Source organism: Elusimicrobiota bacterium (assembly GCA_016722575.1).
Classification (GTDB): domain Bacteria; phylum Elusimicrobiota; class Elusimicrobia; order FEN-1173; family FEN-1173; genus JADKIY01.
In genome coordinates this window covers 140,464-157,330 of record JADKIY010000006.1, presented here as the reverse complement: position 1 = coordinate 157,330, position 16,867 = coordinate 140,464, and the positions used below count along the sequence as shown (strand labels likewise).

16 protein-coding genes are annotated in these 16,867 nt (G+C 64.1%); 5 read left to right on the top strand and 11 right to left on the bottom strand.

The annotated features are described in order from the left end of the window. Positions 1-54 precede the first annotated feature (54 nt). From IPP68_10590 to IPP68_10580, 3 genes are all read right to left on the bottom strand, one after another. The gene (locus IPP68_10590; GenBank protein ID MBL0350801.1) at positions 55-1,704 is read right to left on the bottom strand and encodes a hypothetical protein; all 1,650 of its coding nucleotides are present in this window, start codon (positions 1,702-1,704) and stop codon (positions 55-57) included. 254 nt (positions 1,705-1,958) lie between these two features. Further along, a complete protein-coding gene (locus tag IPP68_10585) occupies positions 1,959-2,102 on the bottom strand; it encodes a hypothetical protein (protein MBL0350800.1) in 144 nt (47 codons plus the stop codon). A 392-nt stretch (positions 2,103-2,494) separates the two neighbouring features. Further along, positions 2,495-2,725, bottom strand: a complete 231-nt coding sequence (locus tag IPP68_10580) for an SEC-C domain-containing protein (GenBank protein MBL0350799.1) — start codon at positions 2,723-2,725, stop codon at positions 2,495-2,497. 236 nt (positions 2,726-2,961) lie between these two features. On the opposite strand from IPP68_10580, the gene IPP68_10575 reads away from it, so the two are divergent. The 5 genes from IPP68_10575 (at position 2,962) to IPP68_10555 (ending at position 6,568) form a co-directional block, all read left to right on the top strand. Then, positions 2,962-3,564, top strand: a complete 603-nt coding sequence (locus IPP68_10575) for a hypothetical protein (GenBank protein MBL0350798.1) — start codon at positions 2,962-2,964, stop codon at positions 3,562-3,564. Continuing rightward, positions 3,561-3,929 carry a transcriptional regulator gene (locus tag IPP68_10570; GenBank protein ID MBL0350797.1) on the top strand — a complete coding sequence of 123 codons (369 nt, stop codon included), beginning with the start codon at positions 3,561-3,563 and terminating at the stop codon, positions 3,927-3,929. The genes IPP68_10575 and IPP68_10570 overlap by 4 nt, the downstream gene beginning before the upstream one ends. Before the next feature lie 61 nt (positions 3,930-3,990). Further along, positions 3,991-5,127 carry an NAD(P)/FAD-dependent oxidoreductase gene (locus IPP68_10565; GenBank protein ID MBL0350796.1) on the top strand — a complete coding sequence of 379 codons (1,137 nt, stop codon included), beginning with the start codon at positions 3,991-3,993 and terminating at the stop codon, positions 5,125-5,127. Then, a complete protein-coding gene (locus IPP68_10560; GenBank protein ID MBL0350795.1) occupies positions 5,124-6,299 on the top strand; it encodes a hypothetical protein in 1,176 nt (391 codons plus the stop codon). Before IPP68_10565 ends, IPP68_10560 begins: the two co-directional genes overlap by 4 nt. After that, a complete protein-coding gene (locus tag IPP68_10555; protein ID MBL0350794.1) occupies positions 6,296-6,568 on the top strand; it encodes a hypothetical protein in 273 nt (90 codons plus the stop codon). Before IPP68_10560 ends, IPP68_10555 begins: the two co-directional genes overlap by 4 nt. Positions 6,569-6,585: 17 nt before the next feature. On the opposite strand, the gene IPP68_10550 is transcribed toward IPP68_10555, so the two are convergent. From IPP68_10550 to IPP68_10515, 8 genes are all read right to left on the bottom strand, one after another. After that, positions 6,586-7,413, bottom strand: a complete 828-nt coding sequence (locus IPP68_10550) for a hypothetical protein (GenBank protein MBL0350793.1) — start codon at positions 7,411-7,413, stop codon at positions 6,586-6,588. A 162-nt stretch (positions 7,414-7,575) separates the two neighbouring features. After that, complete coding sequence (locus tag IPP68_10545) at positions 7,576-9,738, bottom strand: glutamine synthetase III (protein ID MBL0350792.1); 2,163 nt, start codon at positions 9,736-9,738, stop codon at positions 7,576-7,578. 165 nt (positions 9,739-9,903) lie between these two features. Further along, a complete protein-coding gene (locus IPP68_10540) occupies positions 9,904-10,647 on the bottom strand; it encodes a tetratricopeptide repeat protein (protein ID MBL0350791.1) in 744 nt (247 codons plus the stop codon). Continuing rightward, positions 10,644-12,446, bottom strand: a complete 1,803-nt coding sequence (locus IPP68_10535) for a protein BatD (GenBank protein ID MBL0350790.1) — start codon at positions 12,444-12,446, stop codon at positions 10,644-10,646. Before IPP68_10535 ends, IPP68_10540 begins: the two co-directional genes overlap by 4 nt. 12 nt (positions 12,447-12,458) lie before the next feature. Further along, on the bottom strand, positions 12,459-14,087 hold the full coding sequence (locus tag IPP68_10530) for a VWA domain-containing protein (GenBank protein ID MBL0350789.1): 1,629 nt from the start codon (positions 14,085-14,087) through the stop codon (positions 12,459-12,461). After that, positions 14,084-15,079: a VWA domain-containing protein gene (locus IPP68_10525; GenBank protein MBL0350788.1), complete on the bottom strand. Its 996-nt coding sequence runs from the start codon at positions 15,077-15,079 to the stop codon at positions 14,084-14,086. Before IPP68_10525 ends, IPP68_10530 begins: the two co-directional genes overlap by 4 nt. Further along, complete coding sequence (locus IPP68_10520; protein ID MBL0350787.1) at positions 15,076-16,002, bottom strand: hypothetical protein; 927 nt, start codon at positions 16,000-16,002, stop codon at positions 15,076-15,078. Before IPP68_10520 ends, IPP68_10525 begins: the two co-directional genes overlap by 4 nt. Then, on the bottom strand, positions 15,977-16,858 hold the full coding sequence (locus tag IPP68_10515; protein MBL0350786.1) for a DUF58 domain-containing protein: 882 nt from the start codon (positions 16,856-16,858) through the stop codon (positions 15,977-15,979). The genes IPP68_10520 and IPP68_10515 overlap by 26 nt, the downstream gene beginning before the upstream one ends. Positions 16,859-16,867 lie beyond the last annotated feature (9 nt).

The following is a 16,867-nucleotide window of genomic DNA, read 5'->3' as shown; positions in this document are numbered from 1 at the left end:
TGCTCGACGGTTGGATTTTCCACGGAGGGACTTTACTTCAGTCGGCCCCCTCTGTCAATCGGAAAGAGCGGCCTCCAGAACCGGGGCCGCCGCCGGGACTTCCGCGGAATCTTTTTCCAGCGGCCGACCGTACTCCGTGCGGGTCAGCGGGGGGTGTTGGAAAAGCTGGAACCGCAGCGTGAACCCGGTCCACAGGGCCATGCCGAAGGCCAGGAGCGACTGGGCTTTTTCCAGCCGGGTGGCGGGGCCGAACGTTCGATGAACGTCCGCTTGCAATTCGCGGATCCAGGCCCGGACGACGCGGTTGGGGCCCAGGAGGCGGCCCGCCAGAAAGATCGGGTACGAATTGCGGATTTCCTTCGCGTAAAAATCCGCCTTCTGTCGCATCAAGGGGTTGGGCGAATCTTTCAGTTTCCGATACCCCAAAAACCAGGATTCGATGACCCGGAACAGGCTGGGTCCCAGGCGCTGGAAGTCCTGGTCAAAGCACCATTGCTGGATTTCCTCGATTTGGGTCGGCGTCAAGGTTGGATGCTTGATCATGGTGGTGAACCCGTCGGCCCGGCGGTAGAACTTTTCGGGCTCGTTCTTGTAATCGTCCCGGAGCAGGTCCGCCTTCCGCACCCGGTCGTAAAACGGGGTGCTGGGAACGGGACCGTAGATGAGGAATTGAGCCAGGGAGGGTTTCAACTTCATCAGCCCCGCCAATTCCTCGGCGACCACGGCGTGGTCCTGGTAGTCGAAGCCGACGATCATGGAGGCCAAGATCGTGATGCCGTGTTCCCGGAACTCGTTAAAAATCTCCTCCACGGGCCGGCCCTGCTGTTTGGCGTAACCCGATTGGGTGCCCTCGTAGCCCACCCAGAAACCGTCGATGCCCATTTCCAGGATCTGCTCCACGGGGTATTGGCTGATGGCCTTGACGCTGGAGAAAACGAAGATGGACGGCAACCAGCCGCTTTTCATCACGTGGTCCCGAAACTCCAGGGCCCGGGTTTTGTTGAGCAGGAAATCCTCGTCGAAAATGATGAAGACGAGCTTCGGGTCTTCTTTCCGGTAGCGCTCCACCTGGTCGAAGATGTCCTTCCCGGTGGGAAGCAACTTCACGTGGCGGCGCTTGAAGAAGTGGGAGGTGCAGCAGAAGTCGCAACCGTTGGGGCAGCCCAGTCCGGCGAAAATCTTCGCCGTTTTGGACACGGGCACCGAAAAGATCTTCAGGTCGCTCACCAGGTGCGGGTGGCGGTAGGGTTTGGGAAGCTCGGGTTCCCCCAGGAGCCGGCGGAAAAACGCCACGCCCTCCTCCCGGCAAATGAAATCGCCGTAGGGCTTCAGGTCTTCATCGGTCAAAATGGTGCCGTAGCCGCCCAGGACGATCTTGCTTTGGGGCGCGTGCTCCCGAACCAAGGCCACCGCGTCCTTCATTTTATGGAACACGGCCATCAAAAAGGAGACGCCCACGTAGTCGTACCCTTTTTTTAATTCGCGGATCAGTTCGCTCTTGGAGGGGTATTGGAGCACCACCGTGGGGGCGTCCAGATTGGCGGCAATGTAGTCCAGGGCGAAATGAACGTGCAGGGCCCGGGGGCTGAAGATGCCCTGGGCGCGGGTGACTTGCTTGTGGAGCAGTTCGTAGCCGACGGAAGCGGCGTCGCCTTCTTTTTCCCCGAAGGGGCGGCAGACGCTGGTTAAAAGGACTTTGGGCATGTTTTTCCTTTGACGTGGGGTGTGCGGTTGGAACGGATGGGGGTCCAACGGGCGAAGGCCGGCGGAACGGGATCAACCGTTTCGGAGCGACCGCCTGTGCGCCATATCGTTGGGAGACTCTAGTTGAATGCGCGGCGTTACCGATATGACCACGGTCATACGCGTTGGCGTTCGCCAACCCAAATCGGGACGCCGCCCGGGGCGGAGAACCGGGGCGCGAAATCCCCCTCGCAAAGGCGGATCGTGTCGTTGGCCTACAGGCCGGGGCAATCCAGGGATTCCCGATCGGAACAAAAATAAACGACGGCGGGTGGAACCGCCGCGGCCCCCGCGTTCAACGCCGCCAATTTTTTGGCCGGGGCCTGCCTTTCCGCCAACACGGGATCAACGGCGCTCAAGGGGGGTTCCCGATCGTCGCCCGGGGCCAGGGTCTTCTCCAACCGGTCGATCGATTCAAGAAGGGGCGGGGGCCTTTGGGCATGGAGCGTTGCCGCGATCGTCCTCCACCCGAAGGCGCCGATTCCCCTCCGCGCTGTTCTCAAAAGATTCGTCAGGGGCCAACGCCGCCTTGCCCCCCCCGGCCCCATCGAGGGCGGGTCGGTTTAATGGCCATGCGGTTTGGACAAAAAAACAACCTCCAGCAATCAAATCGTTTTTATCGTCCCCCGGCGAAAACCGGGGTCCAGTTTGTAAAACTTCTCTCGAAGGCTGAGCCACCAACTGGATTCCGGCTTTCGCCGGAAGGACGAACTTATCGATGGAAAATGCCCTTATCCAAACCGTGTTGGGTTTAAGGGGGTCCGCCTTTGGGCGGGTTTCGCCGAAAGGGCCGGCTCCACCGTGAAAAACCCCGGCGGGAGACTTCCCGTTCATTGAGCGGCACGTTGCCGATGGCGACGGCGTCGTGAGCCGCCTGGGCGCCGGCCCGGGCGTTCTTCTCCCCATCGGAATCCCGATGGCACGCTTTGTATTTTTTTCCGCTTCCGCAAAAACAGCGGTCGTTCCGCCCGAGGGTCTTCAAACGCTTCTCCGCCTCGGAAGCGCCGGCGGGAAAGGGATCGCTCCAAAGGACCCGCACAACGACAAGGATTCCAACGATCAACGATAAAAGGAGTGCCACGGTTAGGAAGGTCATTTTGAGTCGACGCCCGCGTCGTCCGGGAATTCTAACATGAAACGCGCGCCCGCCACGGCCCCGGGAACGACCATAAACTTTCTATTGCAAAGTTCTTTGTTTGCTGCTATCCTTAAATCGCCATGGACGCCATCGCCTCCCACATTCACGACGCGCTGACCCAGGTGCGGGAACTTCGCCGGAACATTCTGTCGAAGCAGCGTTTCAAAGGCTACTCCGGCCGGGCCCGCATTCTTTCGGGCTCCCTGGCTCTCGGGGCCGCGGCCTTGATTCAAACCCTTCCCCCCTCCAAATACACGGTGCTCTTCGGCTGGCTGACGGTTCTGTCCCTGGGGCTTTTCATTAATTACGGCGCGCTCCTTTACTGGTTCCTCTTCGACCCGGAGGTCCGGCGGGACGTGACGAAACTCAAGCCCGTCCTGCGGGCCATTCCCTCCCTGGCGGTGGGCGGCGTGCTTACCCTGGCCATGCTTCGGTCCCGGATTTTCTGGCCCCTTTACGGAATTTGGATGACTCTTTTCGGGCTGGCCAATTTGACCGGGGAGGATGTTCTTCCTTCCCGCATTCTTTACGTGGGTCTATTTTATCTGGCCTGCGGAACGATCTATTTAATGTCCCCTTCACCCACCTTTTTGAATCCCTGGCCCATGGGCATCGTTTTTTTCACCGGGGAATGGGCCGCGGGATTGGTCATGCACTTTGACCGGGAGGAAACCCAGCCGTGACAAACCCCTTTGATGAAATCAAAAAAGTGTTCCACGAACCCAATCGACTGGCCATCATGTCGGCCCTTCTGCGGGCCCCGGAGGGATTGTCCTTCGCGGACCTCAAGGCGGCCTGCCGGTTGACGGACGGCAACCTGAGCCGCCACCTCAAAGCCCTGGCCGATTTGAACGCCCTCAAAATGAAGAAATCCTTCGTGGGCGTAAAACCCCGGACCACGGTTTATGTCACGGAGCGGGGCCGGGATCACTTTCTGCGTTACCTGGCGGCGCTGGAAGAGGTCCTTCACGCGGCGCAATCGGCCCGGTCGACCGCCCCCGATCGGCACGCCCATGGACCGGACGGGGCCGCGGCCGCGGCGGGCTAATTTTTTTGATCACATGCTTTGCAATGCAAAGAACTTTATTACCTGCACCCACGGAGGCTCTATGAAAAACATCGACGTGTTGGTGGTCGGAGGAAGTTTCGCCGGATTGGAGTGCGCCCGCATGGCCGCGCGGGCCCGTTGCCGCGTGACCCTGTGGGACCCGAAACCCGACGCCGGGGCCGGCGTTCGCACGACGGGGCTTCTGACACCCGAGGCCATGGCCGATTTGACGCCCCCCCGCTATCTGACCCGGCCCATCGATGGGGTCCGTCTCTATTCCCCCCGTCTGCGGTGGGCCGACCTGGACGGCGGCGGCTACCGCTATCACGCCACCGACACGCCGGGACTCCTGCGTTGGATGGCCAACCGGGCGGTGGACGTCGGCGCGGAACTGGTGTGGGGCGAGCGGTTGATCTGGGCCCGGCGGGACGGCGACGCCATCCGCGCCGGCGACCACCGGGCCCGTTACCTGGTGGGGGCCGACGGCGCCCGCTCCCGGGTGGCGACGACTTTTGGCCTGGGAATCAACCGGCGGTTTCTCTTCGGCGCCGAGTGGGAGTTCGAGGGGTTGCGGGGGATCGACGAAAATCGCCTGCACTGCTTTCTAAGCCGTGAATTCGCCCCGGGGTACCTGGGCTGGGCCGTGCCGGGACTCGGCGTCACCCAGATCGGCGTCGCCGGAACGGCCCCCTTCCACCCCCGACTCGACGCCTTCGTGGAGCGCCTTTCGAAAATCTTCGATTTCGGTCGGGCGCGGGTGATCGCCCGGCGCGCCGGGTGGATCCCCGTCGGCGGGCCGGTGTCCCCGGCCGACGCGCCCGGGGTGCTTTTGATCGGCGACGCGGCCGGGCACGTCTCGCCCTTGACCGCCGGCGGGATTCGGCTGGCGCTGCAGGGGGCGTCGGCGGCCGGGGCGGCCATTGCGGAATTTCTTCAGGGGAAAGGCCCCGCCCCCGCCGCCGGACTCGGCGTCGACAAAACCCGATTCCTTGCCAAGTCGGTCTTTCGGTGGCTCCTCGAAAAGGCTTTTTCCGATGGCATGGCCGAAACCCTGATCGACGTGGCCGCGGCGCGAAAATGGGCCTCCGATATTTTCTTCTCCCCCCGGGGTCTTCCCACGCCGGGCCGGGTCCGGCCGCCGGCTCCGGCCGCCTGGACCCGGGAGCTCGCCGCCCCCCGAAAGGAGAACCGGTCGTGAGCGGCGCCCTTCGTCGATCGGCGATCGGGGGCGGCGCGGCCGTCCTCGGCCTTGTTCTGGTCAAGGCCCTCTGGGTGGGGGGGGTCCGGGTGTCCGCCCGGGAGCTCTTGGAGGGCGGCGCTCGGGAGGATTTGATGACCCGCCGGGCCTACCTGCTTGACCGCCTGGCCTTTCAAAAAGGCGAAGGGGATTCGCCCGCCGGACTTCCCGAAAAATTCCGGGGCGAATGGGCCCTGGGCGCTTTGTCCATGTCGGGCACGGCCATGGTCCAAATCGCCCTGGCCGATCCCGAAACCCGGGAGGAATCCCGGGACCGGGTGGCCCAATGGATCGACCAAGCCCAGCGTCCCGCCCTCCAGCGGTTCGACACCCGGGCCTGGGGCCGGAACGCGTTGGCGACCCTCGAAAGCCCCGAGGGGCACCTGGGCTACCTGGGGCACCTGAACCTCCTCCTGGCTTCCCACAAATATCTGGGCGGGGACGGCCGATTCGACGGCCTTCACCGGCGGATTACCGAAAGCCTGCGCGCCAAATTGGAGCGATCGCCGGTCCTGGTGGCCGAAACCTACCCGGGAGAGATCTACGTTCCCGACGTGGTCGCCGCAGTGGCGTCCATCGCGCTCTTCGAAAAAGCCACGACGGGCGATTCTCCCTTCGCCCGAAGATGGGTGGCCCGGGCCCGGGAGCGCCTGCTCGACCCCGCGACGGGAGCCCTGCCCTTTTCCGTTGACCTCCCAGGGCGTGTCCGCCAGGGGCCCCGGGGGTGCGGCATGGGGTGGAACAGTTTTTACCTGGGCTTTGTGGACCCGAAGTTCAACCGGGAACAATACGACGTCATGAAAACGGTTTTCGCCGGCCGGGCCGGGGGGATCGTCCCGGGAATCCGGGAATGGCCCCGGGGCGTCCGGCGGGGGGGCGACGTGGATTCGGGACCCTTGATCGGGGGTCTCACCCCCTCGGGCACCGGTTTCGCCATCGCGGGCGCGGTCTTGAACGGCGATCGGGCGTTCCTGGGAGACCTACTCAACACCTCCGAAGGAGCGGGCTTTACCGTTCAATGGAAGGGGCGTCGGCGGTATGCGACGGCGCCCTTGGTGGGCGACGCGATTCTCCTTTCCATGAAAACGGCGCGCCCCTGGGACACGCGCTATCTTCGGAGGAACCCTCGATGAAAATCTCTTCGGGCTTTCTGGCGGCCGCCCTCACCCTGGGGCTCCAGGCCTTGTGGTGGGTTCAAAACAACGGGTGGGTCTTTCACGGGCGGGGGTACAACTATCAAAACTATTACCGGAACACCGACGCCGTTCGTTGGTTGGCGGCCTCCGCCGCCAATCCGGTGACGGTGATTCGGTTCTTCATCTTCTGGGGAGCGCTCGCGGCAATCCTCCGGGCACTTTCCCGGGACGGCGGGAGGCGATCGATCCGCCGCCCGATGGAATAAAAAGGGGAGGACCCCCGTTAGGACTCCTTGGGCCAATGGGTGTTCAGCCAGTCCGACAGTTCCAGGGCCCCCCGGCGTCGGGCCCAAAATCGAAGGTCGCCTTCGGGCGGGGGGGACGCCTCGCCGTCAAATCCATAGTCCGGCAACCCTCCCTCCCGATGGATCTGGGTTTTCCATCGGGAAGGCGAGACCGACCAAAGCCGCTCAAACACCCCCGTCGACACCCCGCCCAAGACGCCGGCCAGCAGAGGGGTCGGCGTGTCCGCCCAGTCGGGACGGACGTCCTCCGCCGGGCCGTCGGCCAGGCACCGGGCGAGGTCCAGCCGGTCGAGCCAGGCTTCGTCGTTCATTCGCAAGGCGGTGAGAAGGGCGTCGAAACGGGTTCCCCGGGGCGCGTACGGCCATAGGCCGGTGTATATCTCCTCCCCCCCCAGGGCCCAGGCCGCCGTTAAAAGGTTCACCTTGGCCGGCCAAGGGAGTTCCACATAACCGGACGGACGGCCGGGGATCCAGGGGACCCCGGACGTGTCCACATACCGTCCGCTGGGGAAAAGAGAGGATCCCGACGTCCATCGGTTGGGAGCGGCGATCGAGGAATCCACCGACGCCGGATCCGCCCCGAGTTCGATCAACCGGCGGACGTTGGCCAAAGACTTGGATTCGATGGCGAGGAAGATCGGCCGGGCCCGATCGGGAACCGGATCGTCAACAAGTCGCGGGTCCTTTTCAAAGCAAAAAAGCGCCGACTCCCAGTCCCCCCGGTCAAGCGCTTGATACAGCGCCGACCGGAAGTTGGGATGGCCCCAGGCGGACCGCCATTCCAAGACCCACTTTGTCCAATTCATGACCGACCGCCCCCTTGAGGCAAGAATTTGTTGATCTTATTGCCCCGCCGATAATCTGTCAATGGAGAAACGGCGGGCCGCCCCCAAAAAAAACGAAGCCGCCCCGCGAATTTCGCGGGACGGCTTCGGGGAAACCGATGTTCCGGTTGAACCGGACGGTTTTTAGAGGTTGAACAGCATCTCCGCGTAGGTCGGAACGGGCCAGAGGTCCGCGGGCAACAGCGTTTCCAGCGCGTCGATGTCCTTGCGGAGATCGGACTGGGCGGTGAACACGTTGTCCCGGAAGGCTTCGGCTTTCTTTTCCACGTCGTCGATGTTGTTGGCCATGGCCGTCGCTTCCTCGAGGGCGCCGAGCTTGTCCGTGGCGGAGGCCAGGAGCTCGTTGACGTCCTTGAGCAGGGCGGCTTGAACCTTGGTGTCCGCGCCGGCGGTCTTCAGGGCGTTGACCGTTTCGGCCAATTCGCCCGTGTAGGCGATGACGGCGGGCAGATACTGGTTTTTGACCATCTGGATGGCGCAGCGGGCTTCGATGTTGATGTGCTTGGCGTACTGCTCCACGTAGATTTCGTAGCGGGAGTGCAGTTCGCGGCCCGAGAGCACCTTGTATTTTTCGAAGAGCTTGACCGCGCCGTCGGTGGCCATGGCGGCGAAGGCTTCGATGGAGGATTTGATGTTGGGAAGGCCGCGCTTGGCGGCTTCCTTCACCCATTCCTCCGAGTAGCCGTTCCCGTTGAAAATCACGCGCCCGTGCTTTTGCACGGCTTCGCGGACGATGGCGTTGACTTCCTTCTCGATGTCCTTGCTCTTCTCGAGGCGGTCGGCGATCTCGTCCAGGGCTTCGGCGGCGATGGTGTTCAGGATCGTGTTGGCGCCGGCGATGGAAGCCGAGGAGGGCACCATGCGGAACTCGAACTTGTTGCCCGTGAAGGCGAAGGGCGAGGTGCGGTTCCGGTCGGTGTTGTCCATGGGGAGCTTCGGCAGGGCGTCGGCCCCGATGGTCATGAACTGCTGGCCCTTGCTCTCGGTCTTTTTGCCCTTGGCGATGTTCTCGAGGATGTCCGAGAGCGATTCGCCCATGAAGATCGAGATGATGGCCGGCGGGGCTTCGTTGGCGCCCAAGCGCAGGTCGTTGCCCGGGTTGGCGGCGCCGGCGCGGAGCTTGTCGGCGTGGCGGTCCACGGCGGTCAAGGTCGCGGCCAGGAACACCAGGAACTGTTCGTTGTCGTGGGGCGTGTGGCCCGGCTCCAGCAGGTTCAACCCGTCGTCGGTGGCCATGGACCAGTTGTTGTGCTTGCCCGAGCCGTTGACGCCGGCGAAGGGCTTTTCGTAGAGGAGGCAGACGAGGCCGTTGCGGAGAGCGACCTTCTGCATGGTTTCCATCACCAGCTGGTTGTGGTCGGCGGCGATGTTCGACAGGGAGAAGATGGGCGCCATTTCGAATTGGGCGGGGGCCACTTCGTTGTGCTTGGTTTTGGAGGCGATCCCCATTTTCCAGAGCTCGACGTCCAAGTCCCGCATGAATTTGGAGATGCGGTCCTTGATGGCGCCGAAATACTGGTCTTCCAATTCCTGCCCCTTGGGCGACGGCGCGCCGAAGAGGGTGCGGCCGGCCAACTGGAGGTCGGTGCGGCGGTCGAAGTAGTCCTTGTCGATCAGGAAATATTCCTGTTCGGGTCCGACCGTGCTGATCACCCGTTTGGATTTCTTGTTGCCCAGGGCGCGGAGAACGCGCATGGCCTGGGTGGACAGCGCTTCCATGGAGCGAAGCAGGGGCACCTTTTTGTCCAGGGCTTCGCCGGTGTAGCTGACGAAGGCCGTGGGGATGGTGAGGGTGACGTTCCCGGCGGCGTCTTCCTTGAGGAAAGCCGGGGAGGTCGTGTCCCAGGCGGTGTAGCCGCGGGCTTCAAAGGTGGCGCGGATGCCTCCCGAGGGGAAGCTCGACGCGTCCGGCTCGCCTTTGATCAAGGTTTTGCCCGAGAAAGCGGCGATGGCGGATCCGTCGGGTTGGGGGTCCAGGAAGCTGTCGTGCTTTTCGGCGGTTTTGCCGGTCAGCGGCTGGAACCAGTGGGTGTAGTGGGTGGCGCCTTTTTCGATGGCCCATTCCTTCATTTCTTCGGCCACGACGTGGGCGACGTCCAGGGTCAGCTCGGCTTCGCCGGCGATGACTTTTTGCATGGCGGCGTAGACGTTTTTCGGCAGGCGTTTGCGCATGACCCGGTCGTTAAAAACATTGGACCCGAACAGGTCGGTCAATTTCGCGTCGCCGGCCTGATGCTTGCCGTTGGTGTGGGTGGAAACTCCAAGAATTTCTTGTTTGGGTGACATCGTAACCTCTCTTTTTAAAAGTCAATAACGGTCGCGGGAGCGACCCCAATGAATCCCCTAGTCCCGCGTCATTGGCAGGTGTTGTTATCGGTGGACGCCGTTGTCCGGCCGTGGTTGGATTGTTACTGGTTGCTGCGGACCTATTATACCAAAATTGGCCAAAAATCAACCGGCGGGGGGCGCCTCCGGAAATTCGACGGGGGCCACCGTGTCCGCGCCCACCCAGCCCTTGAGGCCCTTTTCGGGCAGGCCGATTTGAACCCATTCGCCCGACGCTTCCAGCCACGCCACCCGCTGGCCTTCGGGAACCAGAAATCCCACGCGCTCGGCGGCGCTCGGACCCGTGCGGGCCTCGACCCGGGCGGCCACGACCACCGCTTCGGGCCGGGCGGCCTGCCGTTGGGCGGCCACGAAAGCCACGATCAAAACGGCCAATACCACGCCGCCGATCCACCGCCCCCACCAGAGGGTTTCGCTCTCCCGAAACAGGGACAACGCGCAACAGGCGAAGAAAAGCAGATTGGCCAGGCCCAGCAGACCGGAAAAGAGGACGACGTGGTCCGCCCAATAATCCTGGACGTCGGCTTTTTCTCCCACTTGGCTTCGAAGCAAATCCCGGTTGTGGAGAACGTCCTCGTCCCCCGGGGATTCTTTGAGGGCCCGTTCATACCACAAACGCGCCCGGCCGATTTGCCCCTGGCGATAATAGGCGTTGCCCAGATTGAAGTAGAGGGGAGCGCCGGCGTATCCCCGGGCCGCGAGTTTGCCGTAGGCCGCTTGGGCGTCGGCGAAGTTCCCCGCCGCGTAGAATTTATTGGCCGCTTCGAAGGCCGTATCGGGAGCTTCCGCGGCGCGCCCTATAATAGGAAGGGCCGCCAGGAAGAGCCCCCACAAAAGTCTCTTTTTCATGGACGCCCCTTCCATTGGGTTTCCAGGGATCGGAGGAGTTTCCGCAGTTCCGCGGCCCGGTCGCCCGCGTCTTTCGGGGTCAACAACCCGGGAGTAAATCGGGCCTGGTCCAACAGGTCGGACAAGGCCCGGGCCCGGCCGCGGGTTTCGGCCGGGACGCCCGCTTCGCCCATGGCGGCCTCGATTCGGTCGGCCGTCAATCCCTGGGCCGGAGCCCCGATTTTGGCCGAGAGGAAATCCGCGTAAATTCGGTGGAGGCGGTCCATGAATGCCGCGGGGGCGGCGGTCTCTTTTTGGGCCGAAGCCACCTCCCGCTCCGCCCGGCGCAGGGCCGCCCGGAAGGAACGGCCGGACAAGTTCGCCAGGGAATGCTGGCGGAAGCTCACGGTTCCCCAGAGGCCCAAGAAAAGGACCGCCGGCATCAGATTCAATAAAACCCAGGTCCGGGACCCCGTCCAAGGCGGCCGCCGTCGGCGGAGCTTCCCGTTGGATTTGATGTAGCGGATGTCCCGACCGATGACTTTGACCCCTTCCGAGAGTGGAACGGTGACCGCGCCGGAGGAATCCGCCACGGGTTCCAGGGAGAGCGTTCCCGGAACCACCTTCAAGGGCAGGGCCGCCGAGCGGACCGTTCGGAAAATCCGGGCCCCGGGGTCGAAATAGGAAAAAACAATGGGCGGCACCGTGAGGGTTCCCGTGACCTCGGGCTTGAGAACGGTGGTGAACACCTTGGACCCCAGGACGCGGCCGTCTTTTTTGGCGATGTTCAGGCCGCTCAAGGTCTCGTAGGTTTTGAATTCCGGCAAAGGCGGCAAGCCCGGCGCCGACAGGGCTTTGATGTTCCCCTCCCCCTCCACCGCGACGGTCAACGTCACGGGTTCGTGCACCTGGGCCTCCGCCTTGTCCAATCGCGCCGAAAGGGCGAACCGTCCCACATCGCCTTTGAATCCAGAGGGGCGGCCCGCGGTCGGGAGCGGAGCGACGCCCACGGAGATGGGATCGCTTCGAAGGACCACGCGTTTGGCGGCGCCGAAGGCCTCGTCGAAGAAAGACGGGAAACCGCCCGGAAAGGATTCCCGGGAGAAATCCTGAACGCGGCACTCCAGGGCCGCGGGTCCGACGGTCCATCGGCCGGGCGCCGTGGGGTAAAGGGCCGTTCGCAGTTCCACCACTTGATAACGCCGCCCGCCGATGATTTCCGTGTATTGGCGCTGGGGCGGGAGGTCCTCGGTCAAAAACCCCGTGACGTCCGGGGCCTGGTAACGGGGCTGGGAAAGAAGGGGCGCCCGGCTGTAAAATCGAAAGGACAGGACCACCGTTTCGCCCACCACGGGATTCTTTTTGTCGATGGTGGTCGTCACGAAAAGATCGCGCCCGCCATCGACCGGGGCGGGACCGCCGCCGGAGCGGGGCGCCGGGGCGGCGCCGGCCGAAAGGACTTTGATTTTGATCGGCCGGCTGGAGGCCTTCTGGCCGCCGGCCTCGATCGTGAGGGACGGAAGGGTGTATTCGCCGGGGGCCTGGGGCTCCAGGGCGTAGGAGTAAACCACCTGATTGGAAACCGTCCCGTTCACGAAGCTCAGGTTCTGGGATTGGCCCGCGGACACGGCCCGGAATCCGGGGAGGGGCGGCAGTTCCGGCCGCGACACCGAGAGGCCCGCCCCGGAAATCGAGAGCCGAAGGGTCAGGCTGTCGTTCATGGTCAGGGCGTCCCGGTCCACGGTCGCCTCGAAAGAAAGGTCCCCGGCCCGGAGGGATCCGGCCGTTAAAAACAGGACGAGGGTCAACAGTCGTTTCATGGGCGAATCATTTTACCAGTCCGGGCCCCGGGGCGGCTCCTGGGGTTTGCCGCCGCGGGCGTTGCGCTGGGCCCTCTTTTCCTGGTCCTCGACGGCCTGCAACAATCGTTCCGCGTCTTCCTGGGTCATGGCGCCGGCGCTCTTGGGTTCGCCTTTCTTGGAATCCTTGGGGTCGCCGCCCCCGCCCGGGGATTTCGGATCGTCCTGGGGGGAGCCGGATGGGCCCTGGGGTTTCCCCCCGGCCTTTTTCATTTTTTGCGCGAATTCCAGATTGTGTTTGGCGTCCGGGTCCGACGGCGCCAGGCGAAGGGCCTCTTTGTATTTTTTGATGGCCTCGTCCAATTTCCCCTGCCGAAAATAAGCGTTGCCTTCGTTGTAAAACGCGGCGCTTTTTATTTCCGGCGCGGCGGTCCGGGTCCGGGCCTTTTCAAAGGCCTCCGACGCGGCCGCGTAACTCCCCTCCCGATAAAGTCCCTGGCCCCACTGAAATTGGGCCCGGGGGTCCTCCGGATTTTTTTCAACCGCCCGGGAGAGTTCGCTCGAAGTCGGCGCCCGGCCCATGGCCCGGGCCGAGGGGGTTAAAAAAACCAGGCCCGCCGCCAGGGGCACCGTCGACCGAAGGGCCTTCCACATCCGCCGTCCCTGCCCCCCCGCCTCCGGGATTAGAAATTCCAGGAGCAACAGGCCGAAGGCGATCCACAAAGGCCACCGGTAACGATTCTCCCATTGCCCGTAGACCCGGCTTTCCAGGGACCGTTTTTCCATTTGGCGGAAGGCCGACAGGAGGCGCGGCACTTCAATTTCCCCCTGGCTGGCGGGAAAGTAAGTCCCGCCGGTCTTCTCCGCCATGGCCCGGAGGGCTTTTTCATCCAGTTTCGACACGACCGTTTGGCCGTCCTTGTCTTTTTTGTAACCCGACAAACTCCCGGATTCGTCCCGAAGGGGGATGATTTCCCCCTGGGGACTCCCGAACCCGATGGGGAAAATCCGAACGCCCTCCTCGGCGGCCCGGGACACGGCCGCGTCCAGGACCCCGGAGTGGTCCTCGCCGTCGGTCAGGAGCACGACGGCCTTGTATTTATGGAGCCCGCGCGGGAAGGCGTCCAACGCCTGGCGAAGAGCCGCGGCCAAATCGGTGCCGGGCCTGGGGATCAGATCGGGGCCGATCAAATCCAACAGGGTCCGGGCCGCGCCGTAGTCCAGGGTCAAGGGGCATTGCAAAAAGGCCGCTCCGGCGAAGGCCACCAACCCGACCCGGTCGCCTTCCAGGCCGTCGATTAAAAGCGTCAGTTCCCGTTTGGCCTGGGTCAGGCGGTTGGGTTTCACGTCCTCGGCCAACATGCTGGCGGACACGTCCACGGCAATCACCACGTCGATTCCCCGGCGCTGGATTTCCTGGAACAGGGCCCCCCACCGGGGTCCCGCCAAGGCCAACACCAAGAAAACCGCGGCCAGTAGTCGGAGGACCGCCTTCCCCCGTTGATAACGGCCCGTCCGCGGATCCACCAGCCGGCGAACCACCGCGGGGTCGCCCAACCGGGCCGCGACGCGGCCCTTCCATCGGAAGGCGGCCAGCGTGAGCAGACCCAAAACCGCCGGAAGGGCCAGGAGTCCCAGAAGAGCGGGCGAGGTCCACATCACGGGTAGCGCCTCCAGAGGGTTTGGGACAAAACCCCCTCGGTGATAAAAAGCAGAAAGGCCAACCACAACCAGGGCGGATAGACGTCCCGGTATTCGGCGAAGGTTTGGGTTTTGACGTCGGTCTTTTCCATCCGGTCGATTTCTCCGTAGATTTTCTTAAGGCTCGCCAGGTCCGTGGCGCGGAAATAAGCGCCGTGGGTGTCCTCCGCCACGCGCCGGAGCGTGGCTTCGTCCAATTCGTTTTCCGGGGTCCGCACCAGCCGCTTGCCGAAAAAGGGATCGTCCACTTCGATCATGCCGCCCCCGGGGGCCCCGGCCCCCACGGTGTAAATTTTGATCCCGAAGGCCGCCGCCGCCCGGGCGGCGGTCGGCGGATCGACTTCCCCCGCGTTGCTTTGGCCGTCGGTCAAAAGCACGATCACTTTGCTTTTGGCCTCGCTTTTTTTCAGGCGCCCCACCGCGGTGGCGATGGCCGTTCCCACGGCGGTGCGGTTGGGGTCCACGACCCCGATGCCCACGCTGTCCAGAAAACCCAACAGGGCCCCGTGGTCCAGGGTCAGGGGGCACTGGGTGAAGGCCCCGTTGGCGAACAAGACCAACCCGATCCGGTCCGCCGGCCGGTGTCCCACGAATTCCTTGATGACTTCCAAAGCCGCGTCCAACCGGTTCTTGGGCTTGAAATCCAGGCTCCGCATGCTGTCCGAAACGTCCAGACAGAGAACGATGTCCGTGGCGGGGCTGGTGACTTCCTGCCGTTCCTGCCCCTGTTGGGGACGGGCCAGGGCCACGAGTAAAAAACCCAGAGCCCCCAGGCGAAGGCCCGCCAGGAATCGGGACGGCCCGTCCACCTCCTTCCCCGTCCCCGGCGGAAGAAGGGCCAGGGACGACAGGCGAATCCGCGCTTTGGCCCCGGCGCCCCAGCGGACGTCGTAGAACGCCAGGAGCGGCAGGAGGAGGAGTCCCCAGAGAACGTGCGGGTGGGCGAAGGTCACGAACGTTTTCCTTCCGCGGGAGCGGGAATGGTCGATTCCACGAAGGAGCGGACCAAATCCAAATGGGTCAGTCGTTCCTCGTTCTCCGGTTCCGTTTTAGCGAACTTGGCCAGGTCGCTCACGTCGAGCAATTCCCGAATCCGGCGTTTCTGTTCCGCCGTCACGGGAAGATTCTTCAGGGATTGGGCGATTTCGCCGGTGGTGCGGTCCAGGGCGGGCAGGCCGAACCGGGCCTCCAGGTAGGCGCGCCAGATTTCCGTCAAACGGCTGTAATAGGGTTTCGCCGGTCCGACGATGTTTTTTTCCAACGCCTCCAGAGCCTCCAGCGCCAGGACGTGGGCGGGCCGGGGCGGCGGCGCGGGCGGAAGGACGGCCCCCGGCCGCCGGCGGATTAGAAGGAAATAAAACAGGGCGCCCAGAACCCCCGCCGCGGCCAGGGGCCCCCAAAACCATTCGTTCGGGACCCGCGGCAACCGACCCTTGAGGCCGCGAATGTCTTTGGCTTCCGGCGGAAGGACCGATCGGACCGTCACAAGGATCTCCGGGGTGGACTGGGATTTCGCCGGACCGCGACCGATCCGGTAGGGGACGGACAGCGGGGGAATCGTGGCCACGCCGACCTCGAAAGGGACGAGGGTGTAGCGAAAAACGCGAACCCGGGAGGAGGCGTCCTCGGGCGCGTCGGCCTCCGCCGCCGCGACGTCGAAAATTCCCAGGGACGCGCCCACCGACGGGGAGGAAATTTGAACCTCGCCCTCGGTCACGACGCGAACGCTCAACACCAACCGGTCCCCCACCGTGGCCGTGGAGGGATCGACGGTCGTCTCCAGGCGCACCCGCCCTTCCCCGGCCAAGGCCGAGCCCGCGCCGAGGAGGAGGAAGGCCAGGGCCCGGCGTTTAATGTTGGCGTTTGGCGCGTTCATGGAAAAATTTGAGAAACGCTTTGGCCTCGAAGGGGCCCGTTTCGGCGAAGACGGCGTCGGTGCCGCTCCGACGGAGGTCGCGGGCCAGCCGGTCCCGGCGCTCGCGGTTGTGGCGGTCGATGGCCCCGCCGGCGGCGGCCGCCGGAACGCTGGCGGGGCGGCCGGTCTCGGCGTCCTCCACCAAAAGGCGGACGCCCGCCGGCCAGATTTTTTCCCAGGCGTCCCGGAGGGGCACCGCGACGACGTCGTGGCGCCCCTGGGCGATCCGGAGGGCGCGCTCGTAGCCCGCGTCCATAAAATCGGAAATCAGAAACACCACGGCCCGCCTCCGCTGAACGCGGTTCAAGGTGTCCAGGGCGGTTTTGATCGACGTGCCCCGGCCTTGGGGCGCGTGGGAGAGCACCTCCCGAACCAGTCGCAGAACGTGGCCCCGGGTTTTCCGGGGCGGAACGTATTTTTCCACCCGATCCGAAAAAAGCATTAGGCCGGCCTTGTCGTTGTTGCGGAGGGCCGAGAGGGCCAGGAGGGCCGTGATCTCGGCGGCCCGTTCGGATTTGAATTGGCCCCGGCTCCCGAACCCCAGGGAGCCGCTCACGTCCACCAGGAACATCACCGTCAGTTCCCGTTCCTCGACGAATTTTTTGACGAAGGGATGGCCCAGGCGCGCGGTGACGTTCCAGTCGATGCTCCGCACGTCGTCGCCCGGCAGGTATTCCCGCACCTCGGCGAACTCCATCCCCCGGCCCTTGAAGGTGCTGGAATAGGACCCGGCGAACAAATCGCTCACCAGGCGCCGGGCGGTGATTTCGATCCGGCGAACGTGCCGAAGGACTTCGGGAGACAGCGCGGCGGGCATGGAGGCCGA